20 protein-coding genes are annotated in these 17,600 nt (G+C 61.5%); 11 read left to right on the top strand and 9 right to left on the bottom strand.

Translation table 11 applies throughout. The annotated features are described in order from the left end of the window. Nucleotides 1–12 precede the first annotated feature (12 nt). Nucleotides 13–1,050, bottom strand: coding sequence for a dipeptidase (locus tag Q4G20_RS02655; RefSeq protein ID WP_303341783.1), 1,038 nt, complete (start codon nt 1,048–1,050; stop codon nt 13–15). Between the two features lie 113 nt (nt 1,051–1,163). Here Q4G20_RS02655 and Q4G20_RS02650 point away from each other — a divergent pair, with 113 nt between their 5' ends. Then, nucleotides 1,164–1,487 (top strand): antibiotic biosynthesis monooxygenase, encoded by a 324-nt coding sequence (locus tag Q4G20_RS02650; RefSeq protein WP_303341782.1) that lies wholly within the window; start codon nt 1,164–1,166, stop codon nt 1,485–1,487. Nucleotides 1,488–1,560: 73 nt separating this feature from the next. Continuing rightward, entirely contained in the window at nt 1,561–2,196 is a 636-nt protein-coding gene (parA, locus tag Q4G20_RS02645) for a ParA family partition ATPase (protein WP_303341781.1), read from the top strand. Here parA and Q4G20_RS02640 read toward each other — a convergent pair. The 3 genes from Q4G20_RS02640 to Q4G20_RS02630 form a co-directional block, all read right to left on the bottom strand. Then, nucleotides 2,188–2,862 (bottom strand): NAD-dependent deacylase, encoded by a 675-nt coding sequence (locus Q4G20_RS02640; protein ID WP_303341780.1) that lies wholly within the window; start codon nt 2,860–2,862, stop codon nt 2,188–2,190. The two genes, parA and Q4G20_RS02640, sit on opposite strands and share 9 nt — an antisense overlap. Further along, complete coding sequence (locus Q4G20_RS02635; protein ID WP_303341779.1) at nt 2,862–3,170, bottom strand: hypothetical protein; 309 nt, start codon at nt 3,168–3,170, stop codon at nt 2,862–2,864. The genes Q4G20_RS02640 and Q4G20_RS02635 overlap by 1 nt, the downstream gene beginning before the upstream one ends. Nucleotides 3,171–3,321: 151 nt before the next feature. Then, nucleotides 3,322–3,516 carry a heavy-metal-associated domain-containing protein gene (locus Q4G20_RS02630; protein ID WP_303341778.1) on the bottom strand — a complete coding sequence of 65 codons (195 nt, stop codon included), beginning with the start codon at nt 3,514–3,516 and terminating at the stop codon, nt 3,322–3,324. Between the two features lie 35 nt (nt 3,517–3,551). On the opposite strand from Q4G20_RS02630, the gene Q4G20_RS02625 reads away from it, so the two are divergent. The 9 genes from Q4G20_RS02625 (at nt 3,552) to Q4G20_RS02585 (ending at nt 13,360) form a co-directional block, all read left to right on the top strand. Next, complete coding sequence (locus tag Q4G20_RS02625) at nt 3,552–4,529, top strand: DMT family transporter (protein WP_303341777.1); 978 nt, start codon at nt 3,552–3,554, stop codon at nt 4,527–4,529. A gap of 54 nt (nt 4,530–4,583) precedes the next feature. After that, a complete protein-coding gene (gene lepA, locus Q4G20_RS02620; protein ID WP_303341776.1) occupies nt 4,584–6,383 on the top strand; it encodes a translation elongation factor 4 in 1,800 nt (599 codons plus the stop codon). A gap of 64 nt (nt 6,384–6,447) precedes the next feature. After that, complete coding sequence (locus tag Q4G20_RS02615) at nt 6,448–6,924, top strand: paraquat-inducible protein A (RefSeq protein WP_303341775.1); 477 nt, start codon at nt 6,448–6,450, stop codon at nt 6,922–6,924. 103 nt (nt 6,925–7,027) lie between these two features. After that, the gene (locus Q4G20_RS02610) at nt 7,028–8,251 is read left to right on the top strand and encodes a glycosyltransferase (protein ID WP_303341774.1); all 1,224 of its coding nucleotides are present in this window, start codon (nt 7,028–7,030) and stop codon (nt 8,249–8,251) included. Between the two features lie 29 nt (nt 8,252–8,280). Beyond that, on the top strand, nt 8,281–9,684 hold the full coding sequence (gene cysS / locus Q4G20_RS02605; RefSeq protein ID WP_303341773.1) for a cysteine--tRNA ligase: 1,404 nt from the start codon (nt 8,281–8,283) through the stop codon (nt 9,682–9,684). Then, nucleotides 9,681–10,451 (top strand): squalene/phytoene synthase family protein, encoded by a 771-nt coding sequence (locus Q4G20_RS02600; RefSeq protein ID WP_303341772.1) that lies wholly within the window; start codon nt 9,681–9,683, stop codon nt 10,449–10,451. Before cysS ends, Q4G20_RS02600 begins: the two co-directional genes overlap by 4 nt. Before the next feature lie 94 nt (nt 10,452–10,545). Further along, nucleotides 10,546–11,415, top strand: coding sequence for an ABC transporter permease (locus tag Q4G20_RS02595; protein WP_303341771.1), 870 nt, complete (start codon nt 10,546–10,548; stop codon nt 11,413–11,415). Then, the gene (locus tag Q4G20_RS02590; RefSeq protein WP_303341770.1) at nt 11,412–12,230 is read left to right on the top strand and encodes an ABC transporter permease; all 819 of its coding nucleotides are present in this window, start codon (nt 11,412–11,414) and stop codon (nt 12,228–12,230) included. The genes Q4G20_RS02595 and Q4G20_RS02590 overlap by 4 nt, the downstream gene beginning before the upstream one ends. Before the next feature lie 20 nt (nt 12,231–12,250). After that, nucleotides 12,251–13,360, top strand: coding sequence for an ABC transporter ATP-binding protein (locus tag Q4G20_RS02585; protein WP_303341901.1), 1,110 nt, complete (start codon nt 12,251–12,253; stop codon nt 13,358–13,360). Here the strand turns inward: Q4G20_RS02585 and Q4G20_RS02580 are convergent. From Q4G20_RS02580 to Q4G20_RS02560, 5 genes are read right to left on the bottom strand one after another with little or no spacing between them, the layout of a single operon-like run. Continuing rightward, the gene (locus Q4G20_RS02580; RefSeq protein ID WP_303341769.1) at nt 13,357–13,695 is read right to left on the bottom strand and encodes an MmcQ/YjbR family DNA-binding protein; all 339 of its coding nucleotides are present in this window, start codon (nt 13,693–13,695) and stop codon (nt 13,357–13,359) included. The two genes, Q4G20_RS02585 and Q4G20_RS02580, sit on opposite strands and share 4 nt — an antisense overlap. Next, nucleotides 13,692–15,032, bottom strand: coding sequence for a cytochrome P450 (locus tag Q4G20_RS02575; protein WP_303341768.1), 1,341 nt, complete (start codon nt 15,030–15,032; stop codon nt 13,692–13,694). Before Q4G20_RS02575 ends, Q4G20_RS02580 begins: the two co-directional genes overlap by 4 nt. Next, nucleotides 15,029–16,156, bottom strand: a complete 1,128-nt coding sequence (locus Q4G20_RS02570) for a hypothetical protein (RefSeq protein ID WP_303341767.1) — start codon at nt 16,154–16,156, stop codon at nt 15,029–15,031. The genes Q4G20_RS02575 and Q4G20_RS02570 overlap by 4 nt, the downstream gene beginning before the upstream one ends. Before the next feature lie 51 nt (nt 16,157–16,207). Further along, nucleotides 16,208–16,888, bottom strand: a complete 681-nt coding sequence (locus Q4G20_RS02565; RefSeq protein ID WP_303341766.1) for a M48 family metallopeptidase — start codon at nt 16,886–16,888, stop codon at nt 16,208–16,210. Between the two features lie 38 nt (nt 16,889–16,926). Next, nucleotides 16,927–17,574 (bottom strand): sulfotransferase family protein, encoded by a 648-nt coding sequence (locus Q4G20_RS02560; RefSeq protein ID WP_303341765.1) that lies wholly within the window; start codon nt 17,572–17,574, stop codon nt 16,927–16,929. Nucleotides 17,575–17,600: the final 26 nt, after the last annotated feature.

Below are 17,600 nucleotides of genomic sequence, written 5' to 3'. Positions count from 1 at the left end.
ATCCCCCACGATTTATCCCCATGTCCGCGCCAGCAGCCCGATCCAGTTATCGCAGGCGATTTTGCGGATCAGCGCGTCGCCGTAACCATGCGCCTGCATCGCCGCGATCAGCGCGGGCAAGGCCGACACATCCGCCAAATCCGCCGGCATCAACGCGCCGTCGAAATCGGACCCCACGGCGACTCCATCTTCGCCCAGAATGGCCAGCATGTGATCCAGATGCCGCAGCATCGGGTCAAAGCCCGGAAACGGCATCCGCTGCCCATCCGCACGCAGAAAGCTGGTCGCGAAGTTCAACCCCACCAGCCCGCCGCTATCCGCGATGACCTGCAATTGCCGGTCGGTCAGGTTGCGGGTGCTGGGGCAAATCGCGTGAACGGCGCTGTGGGACGCGACCAGAGGCGCGTCGGACAGGGTGGCCACGTCGTTAAAACCGGCCTCGTTCAGATGCGACAGGTCGATCATGATGCGCAGCGCGTTGCATTCGCGGATCAGCGCGCGGCCCAGATCGGTCAGCCCCGGCCCGGTATCCGGGCTGGCCGGAAAGGCAAAGGGAACGCCATGCCCGAACGCGGTTGGCCGCGACCAGACCGGCCCCAACGACCGCAGCCCCATGGCGTGCCAGACATGCAGGGCGTCGGGATCGCGGATCGCCTCGACCCCTTCCATATGCATGATGGCGGCGATGCGTCCGGCATCAATTGTTGCGCGCAGATCGTTGATATTGCGTGAAATATCGACCGTTCCTGTGCGTTCCATGGCCATCAGCGCGGCGGCCTGCGCGAATGCCGGGGGCAGCGCGTCGGCATGGTCAACCGGGTCGGGCAGCGGCACGGCATAGGGCGGGTTCTGCATCAGCGCCATATGCGCGGCGTCGTCATCGCTGGCCGGGCTTGGCACCCAAATCGCAAAGAACCCACCAACGAACCCACCCGCCTGCGCGCGCGGCAGGTCCAGATGCCCCAAGCCGTCGCCGTGGGTCCAGACATGCGGCCCCTGCGCGGCGGCGCGTTGCAGAAAATCATTATGGCCGTCAAACACCGGGATCATGCTGTGCCTTTCCTTAACATTTGCACAACATGCACCGCGCGGGCGGGCGCTGCAATCGGCTTCACGCCGGGGAAAATCGTGCTAGGCTGGACCAATCAGCAAAGGAGAACGCGATGCCCACCATTCGCCGCGATTTCGACGGTCAGACCGTCATCACCACCTTTGACGTCACCCCCGGCAGCGCGCAGGATGTGTTAGAGATGCTGACCGATGCCTGGGATCAGGTCATCAGCCGTCAGCCCGGTTGTCTTGGCGGGGCGATTCATCTGAATGACGCGCAGACGCGGATCGCCACCTATTCGCAATGGCGCGACCGGCGCGATTATCAGGCGATGCTGCGCAGCGACGAAATGCGCCGCCGCAACCGCGATATTCACGCCGCCTGCAAAAGTTTCGAACCCGTCATGTATGAAGTGCAATCGGTGTTTGATAACTGACCGATTTACGCAAAAAGCCCGTGCAATCCGGGTTTTGCGGGGCTAACCTGCGCGAAACGCAGCGGGGGGCGATATGTCGGGCAAAATCATCACGGTGGCGCAGCAAAAGGGCGGTTCGGGGAAAACGACGCTGGCCGTTAATCTTGCCGTGGCGCTTCATGCGCGCGGCCACTCTGTCGCGCTGATCGACACCGACCCGCAGGGCAGTATGGGCCGTTGGTTCATCGAACGGATGCAGGCGCAGGGCGAGGATGAGGCGATGGATTTTTCCACCTCCTCCGCGTGGGGGGCCAGCTATGAATCGGAAAAGCTGAAGAAACGCTTTGACTTCGTCATCATCGACACACCGCCGAAAATCGACAGCGATTTGCGGCCTGCGCTGCGGGTGGCGGATTTGGTGCTGGTGCCGGTGGCAACCAGCCATGTGGATCTGTGGGCGACCGAAGGCGTGCTGGATCTGGCGCGGCGGGAACGGGCCGATATGCTGGTGGTGCTGAACCGTGTGCGTCCGAACACTCGGCTGTCGGCCGAGGTGGCGGAAAAGGCCGTCGAATTGGGCGCGGTTGTGGCTGATACGCAAATCGCGAATCGTGTCGCCTATGCCGAAACGCTGGGGCTGGGGTTGGGCGCGATTGAGCGCGCCAAGACCGGCCCCGCGCGCGACGAAATCGACGCCCTGACCGCCGAGGTGTTGGCGCGCCTAAAGTGACGCGACCCATTCCGGCACGGTGACGGTCGCCGGTCCCAGAATCTGACGGTCGAAATCGGCGCGGTTTGTGCTGGGCTCCAGATTGATTTCCAGACACAGCGCATTGCGCCGACCGGCATGTTGGGCAAACCCCGCCGCCGGATAGACATTGCCCGATGTGCCGATGGCCACGAACAGATGGCTGTTGTCCAAGGCATCCCAGATGCGTTCCATGTGATAGGGCATTTCCCCGAACCACACGATGTCGGGCCGCGTCGCGGGCGCGGTGCAGGCGGGGCAGGGATCGTTCACCTGCATCACCGCAGGCGCGGGCCAGCGATTGCCGCAGACCGCACACAGCGCCGAGTTTAGCGCCCCATGCATATGGATCACATCCGTGCTGCCTGCGCGTTCATGCAGATCATCGACGTTTTGCGTGATCAGGGTCAGGTCGTGTTTGTCGGCCAAGGTGACCAAGGCGCGATGCGCGGCATTGGGTTCCGCCACAGTCGCCGCCGCGCGGCGCATGTTATAGAAACGATGCACCAGATCGGGGTCGCGGATGAACGCTTCGGGCGTGGCGACGTCTTCGATCCGGTGCTGTTCCCACAGCCCGTCACTGGCGCGGAATGTGGCCAGCCCGCTTTCGGCGGAAACACCGGCGCCGGTCAGAACGGTGATGCGCATCAGCGACGGCAGAACGCTTCGGCTTGGTTGGCAAAGTTGCGATAGCGCGCCCAGAAGGCGTTATCGGCGTCGCGTTTGGATGTCCGCACCTCTTGCGCGCGGTGAGGGTCGGCAAAGAACTGCGCGGCGCGGCGTTGATCGGCGCGCGACAGGGTTTGGTTCGCGACCTGCTGGATGCAACCACATAGCGGCGCGTTGCCACGCGCACGGTCGGACCGCACACAGGCATTGTCGATGGGGCCAGCCATGGCCAGGGGCGCGGTCATGACAACCGCAGCGGCCGCGATGATCAGGCGGTTCAACTGCATCTCTGTCTCCTCATAATGTCGGGCGCCGGTTCGTGCGGTTCTTTTGCCCGTGTGTGACACGTCTTTATTACAAAACGGTTAATGCCTGTCATCACGGATGCGTGATGCCCATGGCGTAGGTCACGCCGCGCCGGGCGCAAGATGTGGTGTGTCAGTCCTGCGCGGATGCGTCGGGCGAAAACCCGGCATCGCGAATCACCGATTCGGCGGTCGCGGAATCCAGCCCCGTGACGGTCACGGTTTTTGCCGTCAAATCAACGACAGCCTGCCCGCCTGCGTCGGAAATGGCGGTTTCAATCGCGGCTTTGCAATGCCCGCATGTCATGTCAGAAACGGTCAGGATCATCACACCCCCCTTGCGTTTTGCGTGGTGGGGGCAGAATGATCCGGCATCATCCGAATGGCAAGACGCGGCAGTTGGCCGCAGGGGGCAGCATGACCGGCGACACCAACGACAACAGCCGCGCGGCCCTGTTCATGACGCTGGCCATGGCGCTGTTCGCGATCGAGGACGCCTTTATCAAAGGGTTAAGCCACGCGATCCCCGTATGGCAGATTCTGGCGATGACGGGTGCGCTGTGCATGGTGGCGTTTTGGGTGCAGATGGCGCGCAAGGGCGTGCCGTTTGTGACCCGTGCGCTGATCCATCCCCGCGTGATGACCCGAAACGCGGGTGAAGTCATTGGAACCTTTGGCTTTGTCACCGCGCTTGCCACCGGGGAATTGTCGTCCACCAGTGCCATTTTGCAGGTGCTGCCGCTGGCCTTGGTGCTGGGGGGCGCGGTGTTTCTGGGCGAAAAGGTCGGCTGGCGTCGCTGGCTGTCGGTCGCGATTGGGTTCGCCGGGGTCATGCTGATTTTGCGGCCCGGAACGGCGGCGTTTCATCCGTCGATGCTGTGGGCGGTGCTGGGCGTGATTGGTCTGATGATCCGCGACCTGACCACGCGATTGATTCCGCGCGATATTCCGTCGGATCAATTGTCGGCATCGGCATTCGGCGCGATTGCCATTGCCGGGGTGGTGCTGGCTGTTCTACCCGGTGATCCGCCGGTGATGCCGGGGCTGCGGGAACTGGGCTATGTCGTTGGAACGGTGGTGTTCGGCGTTCTGGCCTATGCCGCTTTGGTCGCTGCGTCGCGTCTGGGCGAAGCCTCGGTCATCGCGCCGTTTCGTTATACTCGGCTGGCATTTGCGCTGTTCGTGGCCGCCGTGGTGTTCGGCGAACGCCCCGATCTGCCGATGTTGATTGGTGCGGGGCTGATCGCGGCGGCGGGCGGTTACGCCATGTGGCGCGAAGCGAACCTGCGTCGTCGCGCCCGCACCCCCGCGGCCAGTCTGGTGAAACGCGGCGAGACCTGATAAACGCGCGCAATCGCCCTTTTCCGCCGCCCTTTCGCCGTGTAAAGCCCGCCTATGACCGACCTTTCATTGATCCGCAATTTCTCGATCGTGGCCCATATTGACCACGGTAAATCCACGCTTGCCGACCGGCTGATTCAGCTGACCGGCACGGTTGCCGAACGCGACATGAAATCCCAGCTGCTGGACAGCATGGATATTGAACGCGAACGCGGCATCACGATCAAGGCGAACACCGTGCGCATTTCCTATCCGGCCAAGGATGGGAACACCTATATTCTGAACCTGATCGACACGCCGGGTCACGTTGACTTTGCCTATGAGGTCAGCCGGTCCATGCGCGCGGTCGAAGGGTCGCTGTTGGTCGTGGACGCCACCCAAGGGGTCGAGGCGCAGACCCTGGCCAATGTCTATCAGGCGATTGACGCCGATCATGACATCGTGCCGGTGCTGAACAAAATTGACCTGCCCGCGTCGGAACCCGACCGCGTAAAGGCCCAGATCGAAGACGTGATCGGCATTGACGCGTCCGAGGCGATCCCGATTTCTGCCAAAACCGGCCTTGGCATCCCCGACGTTTTGGAAGCGATTGTCACCCGTCTGCCCGCCCCGACCGGCGACCGCAACGCGGCGTTGAAGGCGATGCTGGTGGACAGCTGGTATGACCCCTATCTGGGCGTTGTCGTCATGATTCGGGTCATGGATGGCGTCATCCGCAAGGGCGATCAGGTCAAAATGATGCAGACCGGCGCGACCTATCGGTTGGACAAGCTGGCCGTTCTGACCCCCGCCATGCGGGATATTGAGGAACTGGGACCGGGCGAAATCGGCGTGTTCACCGCGTCGATCAAACAGGTGCGCGATACCCGCGTGGGCGACACGATCACCCATGAACGCAAACCAGCGGATGCGGCGCTGCCGGGGTTCAAACCCGCGCAACCCGTTGTGTTCTGTGGTCTTTTCCCCGTCGATGCCAATGATTTCGAGGCCCTGCGCGACGCCATCGAAAAGCTGGCCCTGAATGACGCGTCGTTCAGTTACGAAATGGAAACCTCGGCCGCGCTTGGGTTTGGGTTCCGCTGCGGTTTTCTGGGGCTGCTGCATCTTGAGGTGATCCGCGACCGTCTGGAACGCGAATATGATCTGGATCTGATTACGACCGCGCCGTCGGTGGTGTTCAAACTGCATATGCGCGACGGAGAGGTGCGCGATCTGCACAACCCCGCCGATATGCCCGACCTGACCCATGTGGACCATATCGAAGAACCGCGGATCAAAGCCACGATTATGGTTCCCGATGAATATCTGGGCGATGTGTTGAAACTGTGTCAGGATCGGCGCGGTATTCAGATGGATCTGACCTATGCCGGGTCGCGCGCCATGGCGGTTTATGATTTGCCACTGGCCGAGGTCGTGTTTGATTTCTATGACCGCCTGAAATCGGTGACCAAAGGCTATGCGTCGTTTGATTATCAGATCAGCGAATATCGCGAAGATTATCTGGTCAAAATGTCGATCCTGGTGAATGATGAACCCGTTGACGCCTTGTCGATTATGGTTCACCGCGACCGCGCCGAATCCCGTGGCCGCGTCATGGTGGAAAAGCTGAAAGAGCTGATCCCCCGCCATATGTTCAAAATCCCCATTCAGGCCGCGATTGGCGCGCGCGTGATTGCCCGCGAAACCCTGTCTGCGATGCGCAAAGACGTGACCGCCAAATGTTACGGCGGCGACGCGACGCGTAAGAAAAAGCTGCTGGAAAAGCAAAAAGCGGGTAAGAAAAAGATGCGCCAGTTCGGCAAAGTCGAAATCCCGCAAACGGCGTTTATTCAGGCGCTGAAGATGGATAACTGATTTTCCACGTCCTGCCATAACAACGCCGCGCCTTGGGTGCGGCGTTTGTTTTTCCGGGGGCTTTATGAAAACCACCCTGCGCATTGCAAATTTGTCTTTGCTGATCCTGTTTCCAGTATCATGGTTTATGCCGTTGCTGCATACGGGGCTGCTGCGCCCGCGACGGATTCCGTTTACGGAACGCACGCTGTTTGAATTGGACACGGTAACGATTATATCCGGGCTTCAGGCGCTGTGGGCATCATCGGCGGTTTTGGCGCTTGTCGTGACGGCGGCGGCGATATTCTTTCCGATGCTGAAAACAATCGGGGTCGCATTGATTCAGTTTGACCTGATGTCACCGAAACTGTCGCCCATACTGGCATGGGCGGGTAAATTCGCCATGGCCGATATTTTCCTGATCTCGCTGTATATTCTGATCTTCAAAGGAATAGGGCTGGGCCATGTGAATGTCGCGTGGGGGATGTATTTATTCACAGCCTGCGTTGTCGCGTCGATTATTGTGTTCACGCTGACCGAAAAGAATTGGGGCAGGGGGTAGCGCCGCTTTCCCAAACCCATGGCTGTTGTCCGTCGCGGATCATCTGACCACGAATCGGGGCCGCCCGCTTGCGTTCCGGGATAGCGTTTGCGACAAGGATTTCATGCGCATCTTATTTGTACATCAGAATTTTCCCGGCCAGTTTCCGCATCTTGCCCCGGCTTTGGCCGCGCGGGGGCATCAGGTGCTGGCCCTGACCGATCAGCACAATCAACGCCCGTCCGATGTGCAGGTTGTGCGGTATCGGGCGCCGCGTGCGGTTCAGACCGACGGCGCTCTGGGCCGGACCTATTCGGATTTTGCCGAACGCGGGCTGATGGCGGCGCGAGGGGCGCGGGCGCTGCGCGACCGGCACGGATTCACGCCCGACGTGATTTTCGGGCATCCCGGCTGGGGCGAAACCCTGTTTCTGCGCGAGATTTGGCCCGATGCCAAGCTGTTGGTTTATGCCGAACTGATGTATCGTACGCGCGGCCATGATGTGGGCTTTGACCCCGAAATCAGCGACGGCGGCGATGATGCGCGGATGATGACGGTCGCGCGGTCAGCGCATTTGATTCAATCGCTGGTTCAGGCCGACGCGGCGCTGTCGCCGACGCGGTATCAGGCGGGCAGCTTTCCGCCGGAATTGGCGCATAAAATCAGCGTGATACATGATGGAATTGACACCGACCGCGTCTGTCCCAACCCCGATGCCACGCTGACCCTGCCGAATGGCCAGACCCTGCGCGCGGGGGATGAGGTGGTCAGTTTCGTGTCGCGGTCGCTGGAACCTTATCGCGGGTTTCACGTCTTTATGCGCGCGCTGCCCGATGTGCTGGCCGCGCGTCCGGATGCGCAGATCGTGCTGGTCGGCGGTGACGGGACCAGCTATGGCGGCGCGCCCAAGGACGCCGCGACATGGCGCGCGAAAATGCTGGCCGAACTGGGTGAGCGGCTGGATCTGTCGCGCGTGCATTTTCTGGGGCGCGTTCCTTATGGCGATTATCTGGCGCTGATCCAACTGGCGCGGGTGCATTGTTATCTGACCTATCCCTTTGTTTTGTCGTGGTCTCTGACAGAGACCATGGCGGCGGGGGGCTATATCGTGGCGTCCGACACCGACCCGGTGCGCGAACTGATCCGGGACGGCGAGAACGGGCGGCTGGTGCCGTTTTTCGACATCCCGGCGCTGTCGGCGGCGCTGATCCATGGGCTGTCGGGCGATCCGCAGGCGGGTCGTATCCGCGCGGCGGCGCGCGACACCATCGTGAACGGCTATGACCTGCGGCGGCACAGCCTGCCCGCGCTGATTGACTGGGTGGAAAGCCACGGGCCGATGCGCTAAACACCGCCAAACCAAAGCAAGAGGCCGCAATGACCATCCGCCTGACCGACAGCCGCACCCGGCAAAAACAGGTGCTGACCCCGATTGATGCGGGCAATGTGCGGCTGTATCTGTGCGGGCCGACGGTCTATGATCGCGCGCATCTGGGCAATGCGCGTCCGGTTTTGGTCTTTGACGTGCTGGTGCGTTTGCTGCGGTATGTTTATGGTGAAACATCCGTGACTTATGTGCGGAACTTCACCGATGTTGACGACAAAATCAACGCCGAGGCGCAGCGCCGCAAAGCCGCAGGCGCCCCCGGAAGCTTGGAAGAACTGGTGACCCAGCGGACCGAAGAGACAATCGGCTGGTATCACGACGACATGGACGCCTTGGGCGCCGCGCGGCCCGATCACGAACCCCGCGCGACGGATTTTATCCCGCAGATGATCACGATGATTTCAGACCTGATCGAACGCGGCCATGCCTATGCCGCCGATGAGCATGTGCTGTTCGATGTCCGGTCATTCCCGGAATATGGTGCGTTTTCAGGGCGTTCGGTCGATGACATGATCGCCGGCGCGCGGGTCGAGGTCGCGCCCTATAAACGCGACCCGATGGATTTTGTGCTGTGGAAACCCTCGACCGATGATCTGCCGGGGTGGGACAGCCCGTGGGGGCGCGGGCGTCCGGGCTGGCATATCGAATGTTCGGCCATGTCGGCGGAATTGCTGGGACCGGCCTTTGATATTCACGGCGGCGGCATCGACCTGCTGTTCCCGCATCACGAAAACGAAATCGCGCAAAGCTGCTGCGCCCATCCCGGCCACGGCTTTGCAAGCATTTGGTTGCACAACGAAATGTTGCAGGTCGAGGGTAAGAAAATGTCCAAATCGCTGGGCAATTTCTTTACCGTCCGCGACCTGCTGGATCAGGGCGTCCCGCCCGAGGTGATCCGTTTCGTCATGCTGTCCACCCATTATCGCAAGCCGATGGACTGGACCGCGACCAAAGCCGCCGAGGCCGAGGCCACCCTGCGCCGCTGGCACGATCTGACCCACGGCGTGACCCCGGATGCGGCCCCGGTGGCGGCGGTTGTGGATGCGCTGTCGGATGATCTGAACACGGCGGGCGCGATTGCGGCGCTGCATGATCTGGCGTCGCGCGGGCAGGCGTCGGCGCTGTTGGCCAGTGCGCGGATGTTGGGGCTGTTGCTGCCGGGAATGGGCGACTGGGCGCAAGCAGGCGATGACGCGGCGGCGCTGATCGACGCGCTGTTGACCGCGCGCACAGAGGCCCGCAAAGCCCGCGACTTTGCCCGTTCCGACGCGATCCGCGACGGTTTCGCGGCGGTCGGCGTCGTGGTTAAGGATACGGCGCAGGGCGCAGAATGGTCGCTGGCTCCGGGTTTTGACGCGGACGGGCTGGCCGCTTTGGCGCGCGATCTGTCGTGACGCTCGATATCTGCACTGACCGTTTGCGCAGCGACGACCCCGACCGTTTCGGAGCCGTCCTGACCGCGCGCCCGGACGACCGGGCGGCTTTGGTGACGCTCTATGCGCTGAATCTGGAAATTGCGCGCGCCCCGTTTCAGTCGGCGGAACCGATGCTGTCAGAAATCCGGTTGCAATGGTGGGCCGATCGGCTGGAGGAAATGGGCCGCGGCGTCGCGCCCCCTCTGCATGATGTGTTAACGCCGTTATGGGAGGCATGGGGCGACGGCGCAGGGCAGATGGTGCCGCTGGCCCATGCGCGGCACCGCGATTGCGAACGTCAGCCATTTAAGAATGTCGATCAGGTTATTGAATATGTTTATAAAACGGCGAGTTCTTTAATGTCGTTGGCCGCGCGTCGTTGCGGCGCCCCTGACAGCACGGCCGAGGCTGTGGCCCAGCAAGCGCGCGGGGCGGGGTTAACCGCGTGGCTGCGCGCGCTGCCGCAATTGCAGGCCATGGGCTTGGGCCTGGACGGCGCGCCTGATGATGCGCCGCGCGAGCTGGCCAGTCACGCCCGCGATGCGTTCCGCGCGGCCAGCCATCTGCGGCGCAAAATCCCGGCCAGTGCGGCAGCGGCGCTGTATCCCGGCCCGCGCGTGTCGCGGCTGCTGTCGGAAATCGCGGCGGGGCGGGTGGACGCCTATCAGGACACGCCGCAGGTGACGCCGTTTCAACGCCGCGCATCATTGGCGCGTCTGGCGATGACGGGTCGCTGGTGGCGTTAACACAACATTCACCATAACTGCGAAAACCCCCTTTTCGAAACGCGCAGGCTGTGACAGGAATTGACCTGAACGAGGACTGACGGGGCAGGCGCATATGGCGCAACGCATTGATTCACAAGCACGCACAGGGCTGACGCTGATCGCGCCACCCTTTGTTTATGCGTTGCTGATTCTGGCGGCGCCGCTGCTGACGATCTTTGCCTATAGCTTTTTGACCAATGATTATCTGCGCGTTGTGCGGGAATTCACGCTGGCCAACTATGCTCAGGTGTTCAACGACCCGATTGTGTGGGTGATCATGCTGCGATCCTTCACCGTCGCGGGCGTGGTGACGCTGGTCACGGTCGTTCTGGCCTTTCCGGTGGCCTATTACGTCAGTTTCATGGTGCGCCCCGAACGCAAGGCGCTGTGGCTGTTCCTGATTACGATTCCGTTCTGGACCAGCTATCTGATCCGGGTGTTCCTGTGGAAAGTGATTTTGGGCTATAACGGCGTGGTCAATTCGACACTGACGGGATTGGGGATTATCGACGAACCGCTGACCTTTATTCTGTATAACGTGAACGCAATTGTGATCACATTGGCCCATGCCTATGCGCCCTTTGCAATTTTGCCGATCTTTATCGCCTTGGAAAAAATCGACCGTTCGCTGTTAGAGGCCGGGCGCGATCTGGGCGAAAGCCGCGCGATGACCTTTTTCCGGGTGACGCTGCCGCTGGCAATGCCGGGGGTCGTGGCGGCGGTGCTGATCGTGTTCATCCCGACCATTGGTGATTACGTCACGCCGACGGTGATTGGCGGCGGCAAAATCCCGATGATTTCCAACCTGATACAGAAAGAAATGCTGGGTCTGGCAAACCGCCCGCTGGGATCTGCATTGGCCGTCACGACGATGTTTCTGGTCGCTGTGGCCAGCCTGCTGTTCCTGTTCCTGAACCGTCGTTTCCTAAAGGTCCGGCAATGAGCGCGCGATCAAAAGGCCGGGGGCTGCAAGCCTATGCCCTGTTATATCTGCTGTTTTTATACGCGCCGATCCTGCTGCTGCCGATCTTTGCGTTCAATTCCGGCACGGTGATTGCCTTTCCGTTGCAAGGGTTTACGACCGATTGGTTCGCGCAGATGTGGGGCAACGCCACGCTGCGCCGCGCGTTAACCAATTCGCTGACCATTGCGGTGTCGGCGGCGGTGTTCGCCACCTGTCTGGGCGTGTTCGCGGCGCGGGCCTCGACTCGGTATGAATGGCCGGCCAAGGGTCCGATGATGGGCTTCATCATGCTGCCCATGGTGCTGCCCGAAATCATCGTCGCGATGTCGCTGTTGGTGGTGCTGTTGGGCGTGGGCGTGCAACTGTCGATCCTGACAGTGATTGTCGGCCATACGCTGATTTGTATGCCCTATGCGATTGCGATTTTATCGACGGCGTTCTCCAGCCTTGATAAATCACTAGAGGAGGCCGCCTATGATCTGGGCGAAACCCGTCTGGGCGCCTTTCGTCTGGTCACGCTGCCCTTGGTGATGCCGGGAATTATCAGTTCGCTGTTGATTTCATTCACAATCAGTCTGGATGAATTCATCATCGCGTTCTTTTTGGCGGGCAATGAACCGACCTTGCCGACCTATATCTTTAGCCAGCTGCGGTTCCCGCGCGCCATTCCTGTCATCATGGCGCTTGGGACGGTGCTGGTTGTACTGTCCGTCGTTCTGTTGGCGATTGGCGAATATTTCCGCCGCCGTGGCAATGCCCGAATCGGCGGTTCCCCGACCGGAGGATTGGTGTGACCCAAACGCCCACGAAACCGATGCCCGCAAAACCGATGATCGAATGTCAGGATCTGCACAAATATTATGGCGATTATCACGCCCTGCGCGGGATTGATCTGACCATCAATTCGGGCGAATTTTTTTCGCTGCTGGGGCCGTCGGGTTGCGGCAAAACCACGCTGCTGCGCACGATTGCGGGGTTCGAAGATATTGGCAGCGGGGTGGTGCTGATCGACGGCAAATCCATGCAGGACGTGCCGGCGAACAAGCGCCCCACGAATATGGTGTTCCAATCCTATGCGATTTTCCCGCATCTGACGGTGGCGGAAAACGTGGCCTTTGGCCTGCGCCGCGATCCGCGCAGCAAAGCGGAAAAAGCTGCGGCGGTTGAACAGGCGTTAACCATGGTCGGGCTAAAGGGTTACGGCACACGCGCGGCGCATGCCCTGTCGGGGGGGCAGCGTCAGCGGGTGGCACTGGCCCGCGCGCTGATCCTGAAGCCCAAGGTCTTGTTGCTGGACGAACCCCTGTCGGCACTGGATCGCAAGATGCGCGAACAGATGCAGGTGGAACTGATCAAACTGCAACGGCAGGTCGGGATCACCTTCGTTCTGGTCACCCATGATCAGGAAGAGGCCTTGGTGATGTCCGACCGCATCGCCGTGATGTTTGACGGCGAAATCGCCCAGCTTGACGGACCCGAGGCGCTCTATGCCCGCCCGGTCAGCCGTCGCGTGGCGGATTTTATCGGGGTGATGAATTTCCTGCCCGCGCGGATCACCGGTGAAACGGGCGATATGGTTATGGCCGATGTGCCGGGTTTGGGCGTGGTCGAACTGCCCCAGCGTCAGATCAGCCGCGCCAATGCCGATGATGACGGCCCGATGATCGGGTTCCGCCCGGAAACCATGACCATCGTTGCCGCCGGTCAGCCCCACACCCAACCGCGCGAAACCGAGGCTGTGATCGACGAAGTGGTCTATTACGGCGACATGACCTATTACGATTTGCGGCTGCCGGGGACGGATGGCGCGCGTGTGCCGCCGGTGCGGATTTCGATGCGCAACGTCTTTGGGCGCGACGTGCAGGATGTCGGCACGCGGGTGCGGCTGGCGTGGTCGCCGGGGTCGCTGATCCTGTTTCGTTAAGGAAACGGGGGCAGGGCGGCCTGCGCCTTGCGGGTCAGTCCCGCGCGGATGATGCGGTAGCTGGCATGGATGCGGTGGGTTAATTCATCTGGTGCCGTATCGGCGGGCAGAGCAACCCAACTGCGGTGCAGATAGGGCGCGCGTTCGGCCAGACCGGCGGAAATCAGGGTTTCTGCCATCTCGATGCTGTCGGTTTTCACGCTGACGCGGCGGTCAACCGCGCCGGTCACGGCGAACATCTTGCCGCCGATTTTCCAACAGTCATGCCCGTCCCCCCAAGGGTCGCTGACCTCGGCCCCCGGCAGAGCAGCGCAAATCTGGTGAACGATGTTCATTCCGTGGCCCGTTTGCGTAACGTAATCAGGATGCCGTCGCGCGATCGCAGCGTCAAGCGCAGCACCGGCATGGGCGCGCGCGACCCCGGTGACAGGTGAAACGCGCCGACGATCCGTGCCAGCATAATGACGCCCTCGGCCATGGCTAAGCCCGCTCCGGGGCAGGCGCGCGGACCGGCGGAAAACGGGATAAAGGCATGGCGCGCGCTGTCCTGACCGGCGGGGTTGTCCCAACGGGCCGGGTCGAAATCATCGGGGCGATCCCACAGCCGTTGATGCCGGTGCAGGTGCCAGGGCGAAATGGTTAACTGCGCACCGCGCGGCACGCGGCGGTCGCGGAATGTCTGGCGGCGCCCCGCTGCGCGCGTGAACATCGCCACGCCGGGATAGAGGCGCAGCGTTTCACGAAACACCGCGCGCGTCGCCGGCATCCGCGACAGGGCCGCCATGTCGGGGGTCAGGGTCGCCGCCTCGGCCGCGATTTTCGCCTGCCAATCGGGATGCGCGGCCAAAAGCCACAGCGCCCAAGCCAGCACCGATGCGCTGGTTTCATGCCCGGCCAGAAACATCACCGCGACCTGATCGACCATCTCGGCCCGCGTGAAACAGCGTCCGGTTTCCGAATCAGACGTGGTCATAATCCGCGTCGCCAGATCATCGGGGGCGTCGCCTGCGTCAATTGCCGCCTGCCGATCCGTCACCAGCCGGTCAATCAGCGCGCGGATACGGGCCGCGGTGTCGCGGGTGCGCCGCGAATGGGGGCGCGGCAACCAGCGGGGCCATGGCACCAAAGCCGCGATGTTAACCAAGGGTTGCGCCCGCTGATGCGCCTGAAACGCGGCAAAGACCTGCCCGGCGATGTCGTCGCTGATCGGGATGGAAAACAGCGCGCGGAAAATCACATCGGCGGCGGCATGGGCGGCCACGGGTTCGATATCGGTTTCGCCATCGGACAGCCGCGCAACCGTCGCATCCGCCGCCGCCCAGATCGCGGGCAGCGTGTCGCGGATGCGCCCGCCCTGAAATGCGGGGTCGATGATGCGGCGTTGCTGCGCCCAATCCGCGCCGTTGCTGATGAACACGCCATTGCCCAGCAGGGGGGCCAGACCTTCGCGCATCAGCATGGATTTCGGGAACTGGTCCGGGTCGTTCAGGATGCGCCGCACCAGCTCGGGGTCGTTGCAGAAAAAACTGTGAACGAAGGGCGCGCGAAATTCCGCCATCCAGCCGCGATACAGCCGTTCGGGCAGCGCCGATAACAGGTCGTTGCGAAACCCGGCGATCAGGCCGCGCAGAGTGCTGCGCCCGGTGGTGCCGATGGGGCGGGGGGGTGTCATGGCGCCCCTATGATTCGGCCGGGGGAATGGTCGCGCCCGGCATAGCGATCCGCCAGCGTCAGCCCTCCCGCTGTGATCGCGAAATAGTCATAGTTTTCAGGCCGATCAAAGGCGCACAGATATTGAAAATGCCGCCGGAACCAGCGATGCCGCATGGCGTGTTGCCGTTCCGGGGACAGGTTTTGACGATAGGCCGCCGAAATCACCAAAGGCGCGCGTTGATCCGGCCCGCCCGCACCGCTGACCGCCACCGGATCGCACAGCGCGAAACAACAGGCGTCCCCCGGCGCGGTCACGTCCAGCCAGAACAGCCGGTCGCTGCGCCCAAGGAACGCCAAATCCGCGCGCAACCGGTCCGCGCGGGGCAGAAACGACGCCATCGGCACGACATGCCCCAGCGTCAACAGCGACAGTGCCGGTCCCCCCGGCGGGGCATCGCGCAGGTGATCGGCCAGCAGCGACACCGCCAGATAGGCCCCGGATGAATGACCGACGATCAGAACTTCGTCCACGTTATCCGACAGCGCGTCACGCAGCGTGACCCGAAATTCGCGCAAACGTTGTTCCAATTCAGGGGGATAAGCGCCGCGATGTTCGGCGGTGAACGCGTAATCATGCATCAGGTAATAGGCGAAAATCCGGTGATCCAGCCGGCGCCAGATCAGCATCGCCCCGATAAACACCGGCACCGCCAACCACAGTCCGATCTGCGCCGCGCCCCATGCCGCCAAGGCCGCGACGATCATCTGCGCCAGCAGCACGATGATCGGATAGAGCGCCGCCAGAACCGGCCCGCGCCGCAGCCGCGCCAACCGCCACAGCGCCCCTGACGCAATGTAAACCCACGCCGTCCGCACCAGTTGGGCATAGGTTCCGGCGATGCTGCGCGTCATCGACGCCTGCACCAGATCGGACCAGACCAGCACCTGAATATCGGCGCGCGCGCCGTCGGTCTGGGCCTGCCAGCCAAAGCGCACATCCCGACGCGGCGTCAGCGACAGGTCATAGCCCGCAATCCGCGCCTGCTCCGCGCCTTCGCGGCGGTAAAGCTCGCGATAGCGGCGGGGCGGGATCGGATCAAATCCCGGCAGATACAGAACATGGCGGCGAAAGGTTTTTGACATGGCATCCCTGATCCTGCCGTAAATGTGTTAATTTACGGGGAACAGCAAGCCTTAGCGCGCCTGCCAGCGTGCGGTATGCGATTCAATCGCGGCGATGCGTTTTTCGGGCGACGGATGCGACATCAGCCATGCGGGCGTGCTGTGATTGCGCATGTTCGCCGATAATTTGCGGAACAGTGATATTTGTGGTTCCGTCCCCAACCCCGCGCGGATCATCAGGGCGGCGGCGAATGTGTCGGCCTCGTATTCATTGTTGCGCGACAGACGGGCGGCGATTGTGCTGGCAATGACCGTCGCGATCCACGGGCCAACGAATGGGATAAACCGCCCCAACAGCCCGCCCAAGGCCATACGAACGGCGTTTTGTCCTGCAAAATCAATCATCCGGCGGCGCGAATGGCCCAAACTGACATGCCCCAATTCATGCGCGATAACGGATGCCAGTTCCTCTGGCGTCACCTCGCACGCGTCCAGTTTGCGGATGAACCCGCGCGTCAGAAAAATGCGGCCATCGGCGACGGCAAGGCCGTTCACGGCCTCGACTTCGTAAATATGGGCGGGGATGGTGGGCGCGTTCATCGCCGCGCCCAACTGCGCCAGCACCGGGTTCAGGCGCGGGTGGTTCAAGGGCGTTGAGTTCTGGTTTAAATCCTGACGCATCCGCCATGCGGAAAAAAACCACATAACGACCACATACAGGGCCAGCAGAATGAACGGCAGCAGTCTTAACATGCGGTGACTGTGGCGGCAAATGCGCGCCGCGTCAACGATCAGCCATCTTTGCGGATATAAGTGCCGACATTTGAATGAGGAAAACCCTGCGCAGGAATGGGTTTATCCAAAAACGAACATAAATTATCCCAGCCGGGATTTTTGGTAAAATCAACCACCAGCAAACGATCCGCCGGCACCGTTTCGCGGATCATCTTATCGTGGTTCAGATAGGCTTGGCGAAAGGGTTCGGGGTCTTGGAACACCGAATTCCCATAAACCGCAGCCGATAATTCGTTCATCCATTCGTTGTTTTGACGAATGCGCGCGTCGTGCAATTCAGGCGAGAAATGACTGTGACAGCTTTTCAACCACCGATCCATATCGCGCGTTGTATAGATGAATTTTGCATTCGGGAAATGCTGAACCAATTGCGGAGTCAGTGCAGCCGATGACAGATCCGTCACCGCGTTGCAGTCGCGCACCCACCACGGCCAATCCATAATAATATCGCCATTCACAACCCTGGCAATCGGAGGATTATCACGCACATCATAACCCAAAATCGTCAGGGCGCTTGCCAGCGTTGTGGTGGCAGTTTTCGACAACCCGACGCCAAACACAAATGGGCGGTCATAGGGCATTTTGTCGAACATCTTATACAAAAGACGATTGTATATTTTTTTACTCATCATGGCCATATTCATACTCTTAAACACACAAAACGACTGCT

It is taken from the genome of Paracoccus sp. (in: a-proteobacteria), assembly GCF_030538495.1.
Taxonomy (GTDB): domain Bacteria; phylum Pseudomonadota; class Alphaproteobacteria; order Rhodobacterales; family Rhodobacteraceae; genus Paracoccus.
This window is presented reverse-complemented; position numbering and strand designations above follow the sequence as displayed.

What these genes read in the sequence shown, in the direction of transcription:
- Q4G20_RS02565 (WP_303341766.1), bottom strand. Translation starts at nt 16,888, where the DNA reads ATGTTAAGACTGCTGCCGTTCATTCTGCTGGCCCTGTATGTGGTCGTT.
- Q4G20_RS02625 (WP_303341777.1), top strand. Translation starts at nt 3,552, where the DNA reads ATGATCCGGCATCATCCGAATGGCAAGACGCGGCAGTTGGCCGCAGGG.
- Q4G20_RS02570 (WP_303341767.1), bottom strand. Translation starts at nt 16,156, where the DNA reads ATGTCAAAAACCTTTCGCCGCCATGTTCTGTATCTGCCGGGATTTGAT.
- Q4G20_RS02575 (WP_303341768.1), bottom strand. Translation starts at nt 15,032, where the DNA reads ATGACACCCCCCCGCCCCATCGGCACCACCGGGCGCAGCACTCTGCGC.
- Q4G20_RS02650 (WP_303341782.1), top strand. Translation starts at nt 1,164, where the DNA reads ATGCCCACCATTCGCCGCGATTTCGACGGTCAGACCGTCATCACCACC.
- lepA (WP_303341776.1), top strand. Translation starts at nt 4,584, where the DNA reads ATGACCGACCTTTCATTGATCCGCAATTTCTCGATCGTGGCCCATATT.
- Q4G20_RS02655 (WP_303341783.1), bottom strand. Translation starts at nt 1,050, where the DNA reads ATGATCCCGGTGTTTGACGGCCATAATGATTTTCTGCAACGCGCCGCC.
- Q4G20_RS02580 (WP_303341769.1), bottom strand. Translation starts at nt 13,695, where the DNA reads ATGAACATCGTTCACCAGATTTGCGCTGCTCTGCCGGGGGCCGAGGTC.
- Q4G20_RS02610 (WP_303341774.1), top strand. Translation starts at nt 7,028, where the DNA reads ATGCGCATCTTATTTGTACATCAGAATTTTCCCGGCCAGTTTCCGCAT.
- Q4G20_RS02585 (WP_303341901.1), top strand. Translation starts at nt 12,251, where the DNA reads ATGCCCGCAAAACCGATGATCGAATGTCAGGATCTGCACAAATATTAT.
- parA (WP_303341781.1), top strand. Translation starts at nt 1,561, where the DNA reads ATGTCGGGCAAAATCATCACGGTGGCGCAGCAAAAGGGCGGTTCGGGG.
- Q4G20_RS02635 (WP_303341779.1), bottom strand. Translation starts at nt 3,170, where the DNA reads ATGCAGTTGAACCGCCTGATCATCGCGGCCGCTGCGGTTGTCATGACC.
- Q4G20_RS02560 (WP_303341765.1), bottom strand. Translation starts at nt 17,574, where the DNA reads ATGAATATGGCCATGATGAGTAAAAAAATATACAATCGTCTTTTGTAT.
- Q4G20_RS02595 (WP_303341771.1), top strand. Translation starts at nt 10,546, where the DNA reads ATGGCGCAACGCATTGATTCACAAGCACGCACAGGGCTGACGCTGATC.
- cysS (WP_303341773.1), top strand. Translation starts at nt 8,281, where the DNA reads ATGACCATCCGCCTGACCGACAGCCGCACCCGGCAAAAACAGGTGCTG.
- Q4G20_RS02640 (WP_303341780.1), bottom strand. Translation starts at nt 2,862, where the DNA reads ATGCGCATCACCGTTCTGACCGGCGCCGGTGTTTCCGCCGAAAGCGGG.
- Q4G20_RS02615 (WP_303341775.1), top strand. Translation starts at nt 6,448, where the DNA reads ATGAAAACCACCCTGCGCATTGCAAATTTGTCTTTGCTGATCCTGTTT.
- Q4G20_RS02630 (WP_303341778.1), bottom strand. Translation starts at nt 3,516, where the DNA reads ATGATCCTGACCGTTTCTGACATGACATGCGGGCATTGCAAAGCCGCG.
- Q4G20_RS02590 (WP_303341770.1), top strand. Translation starts at nt 11,412, where the DNA reads ATGAGCGCGCGATCAAAAGGCCGGGGGCTGCAAGCCTATGCCCTGTTA.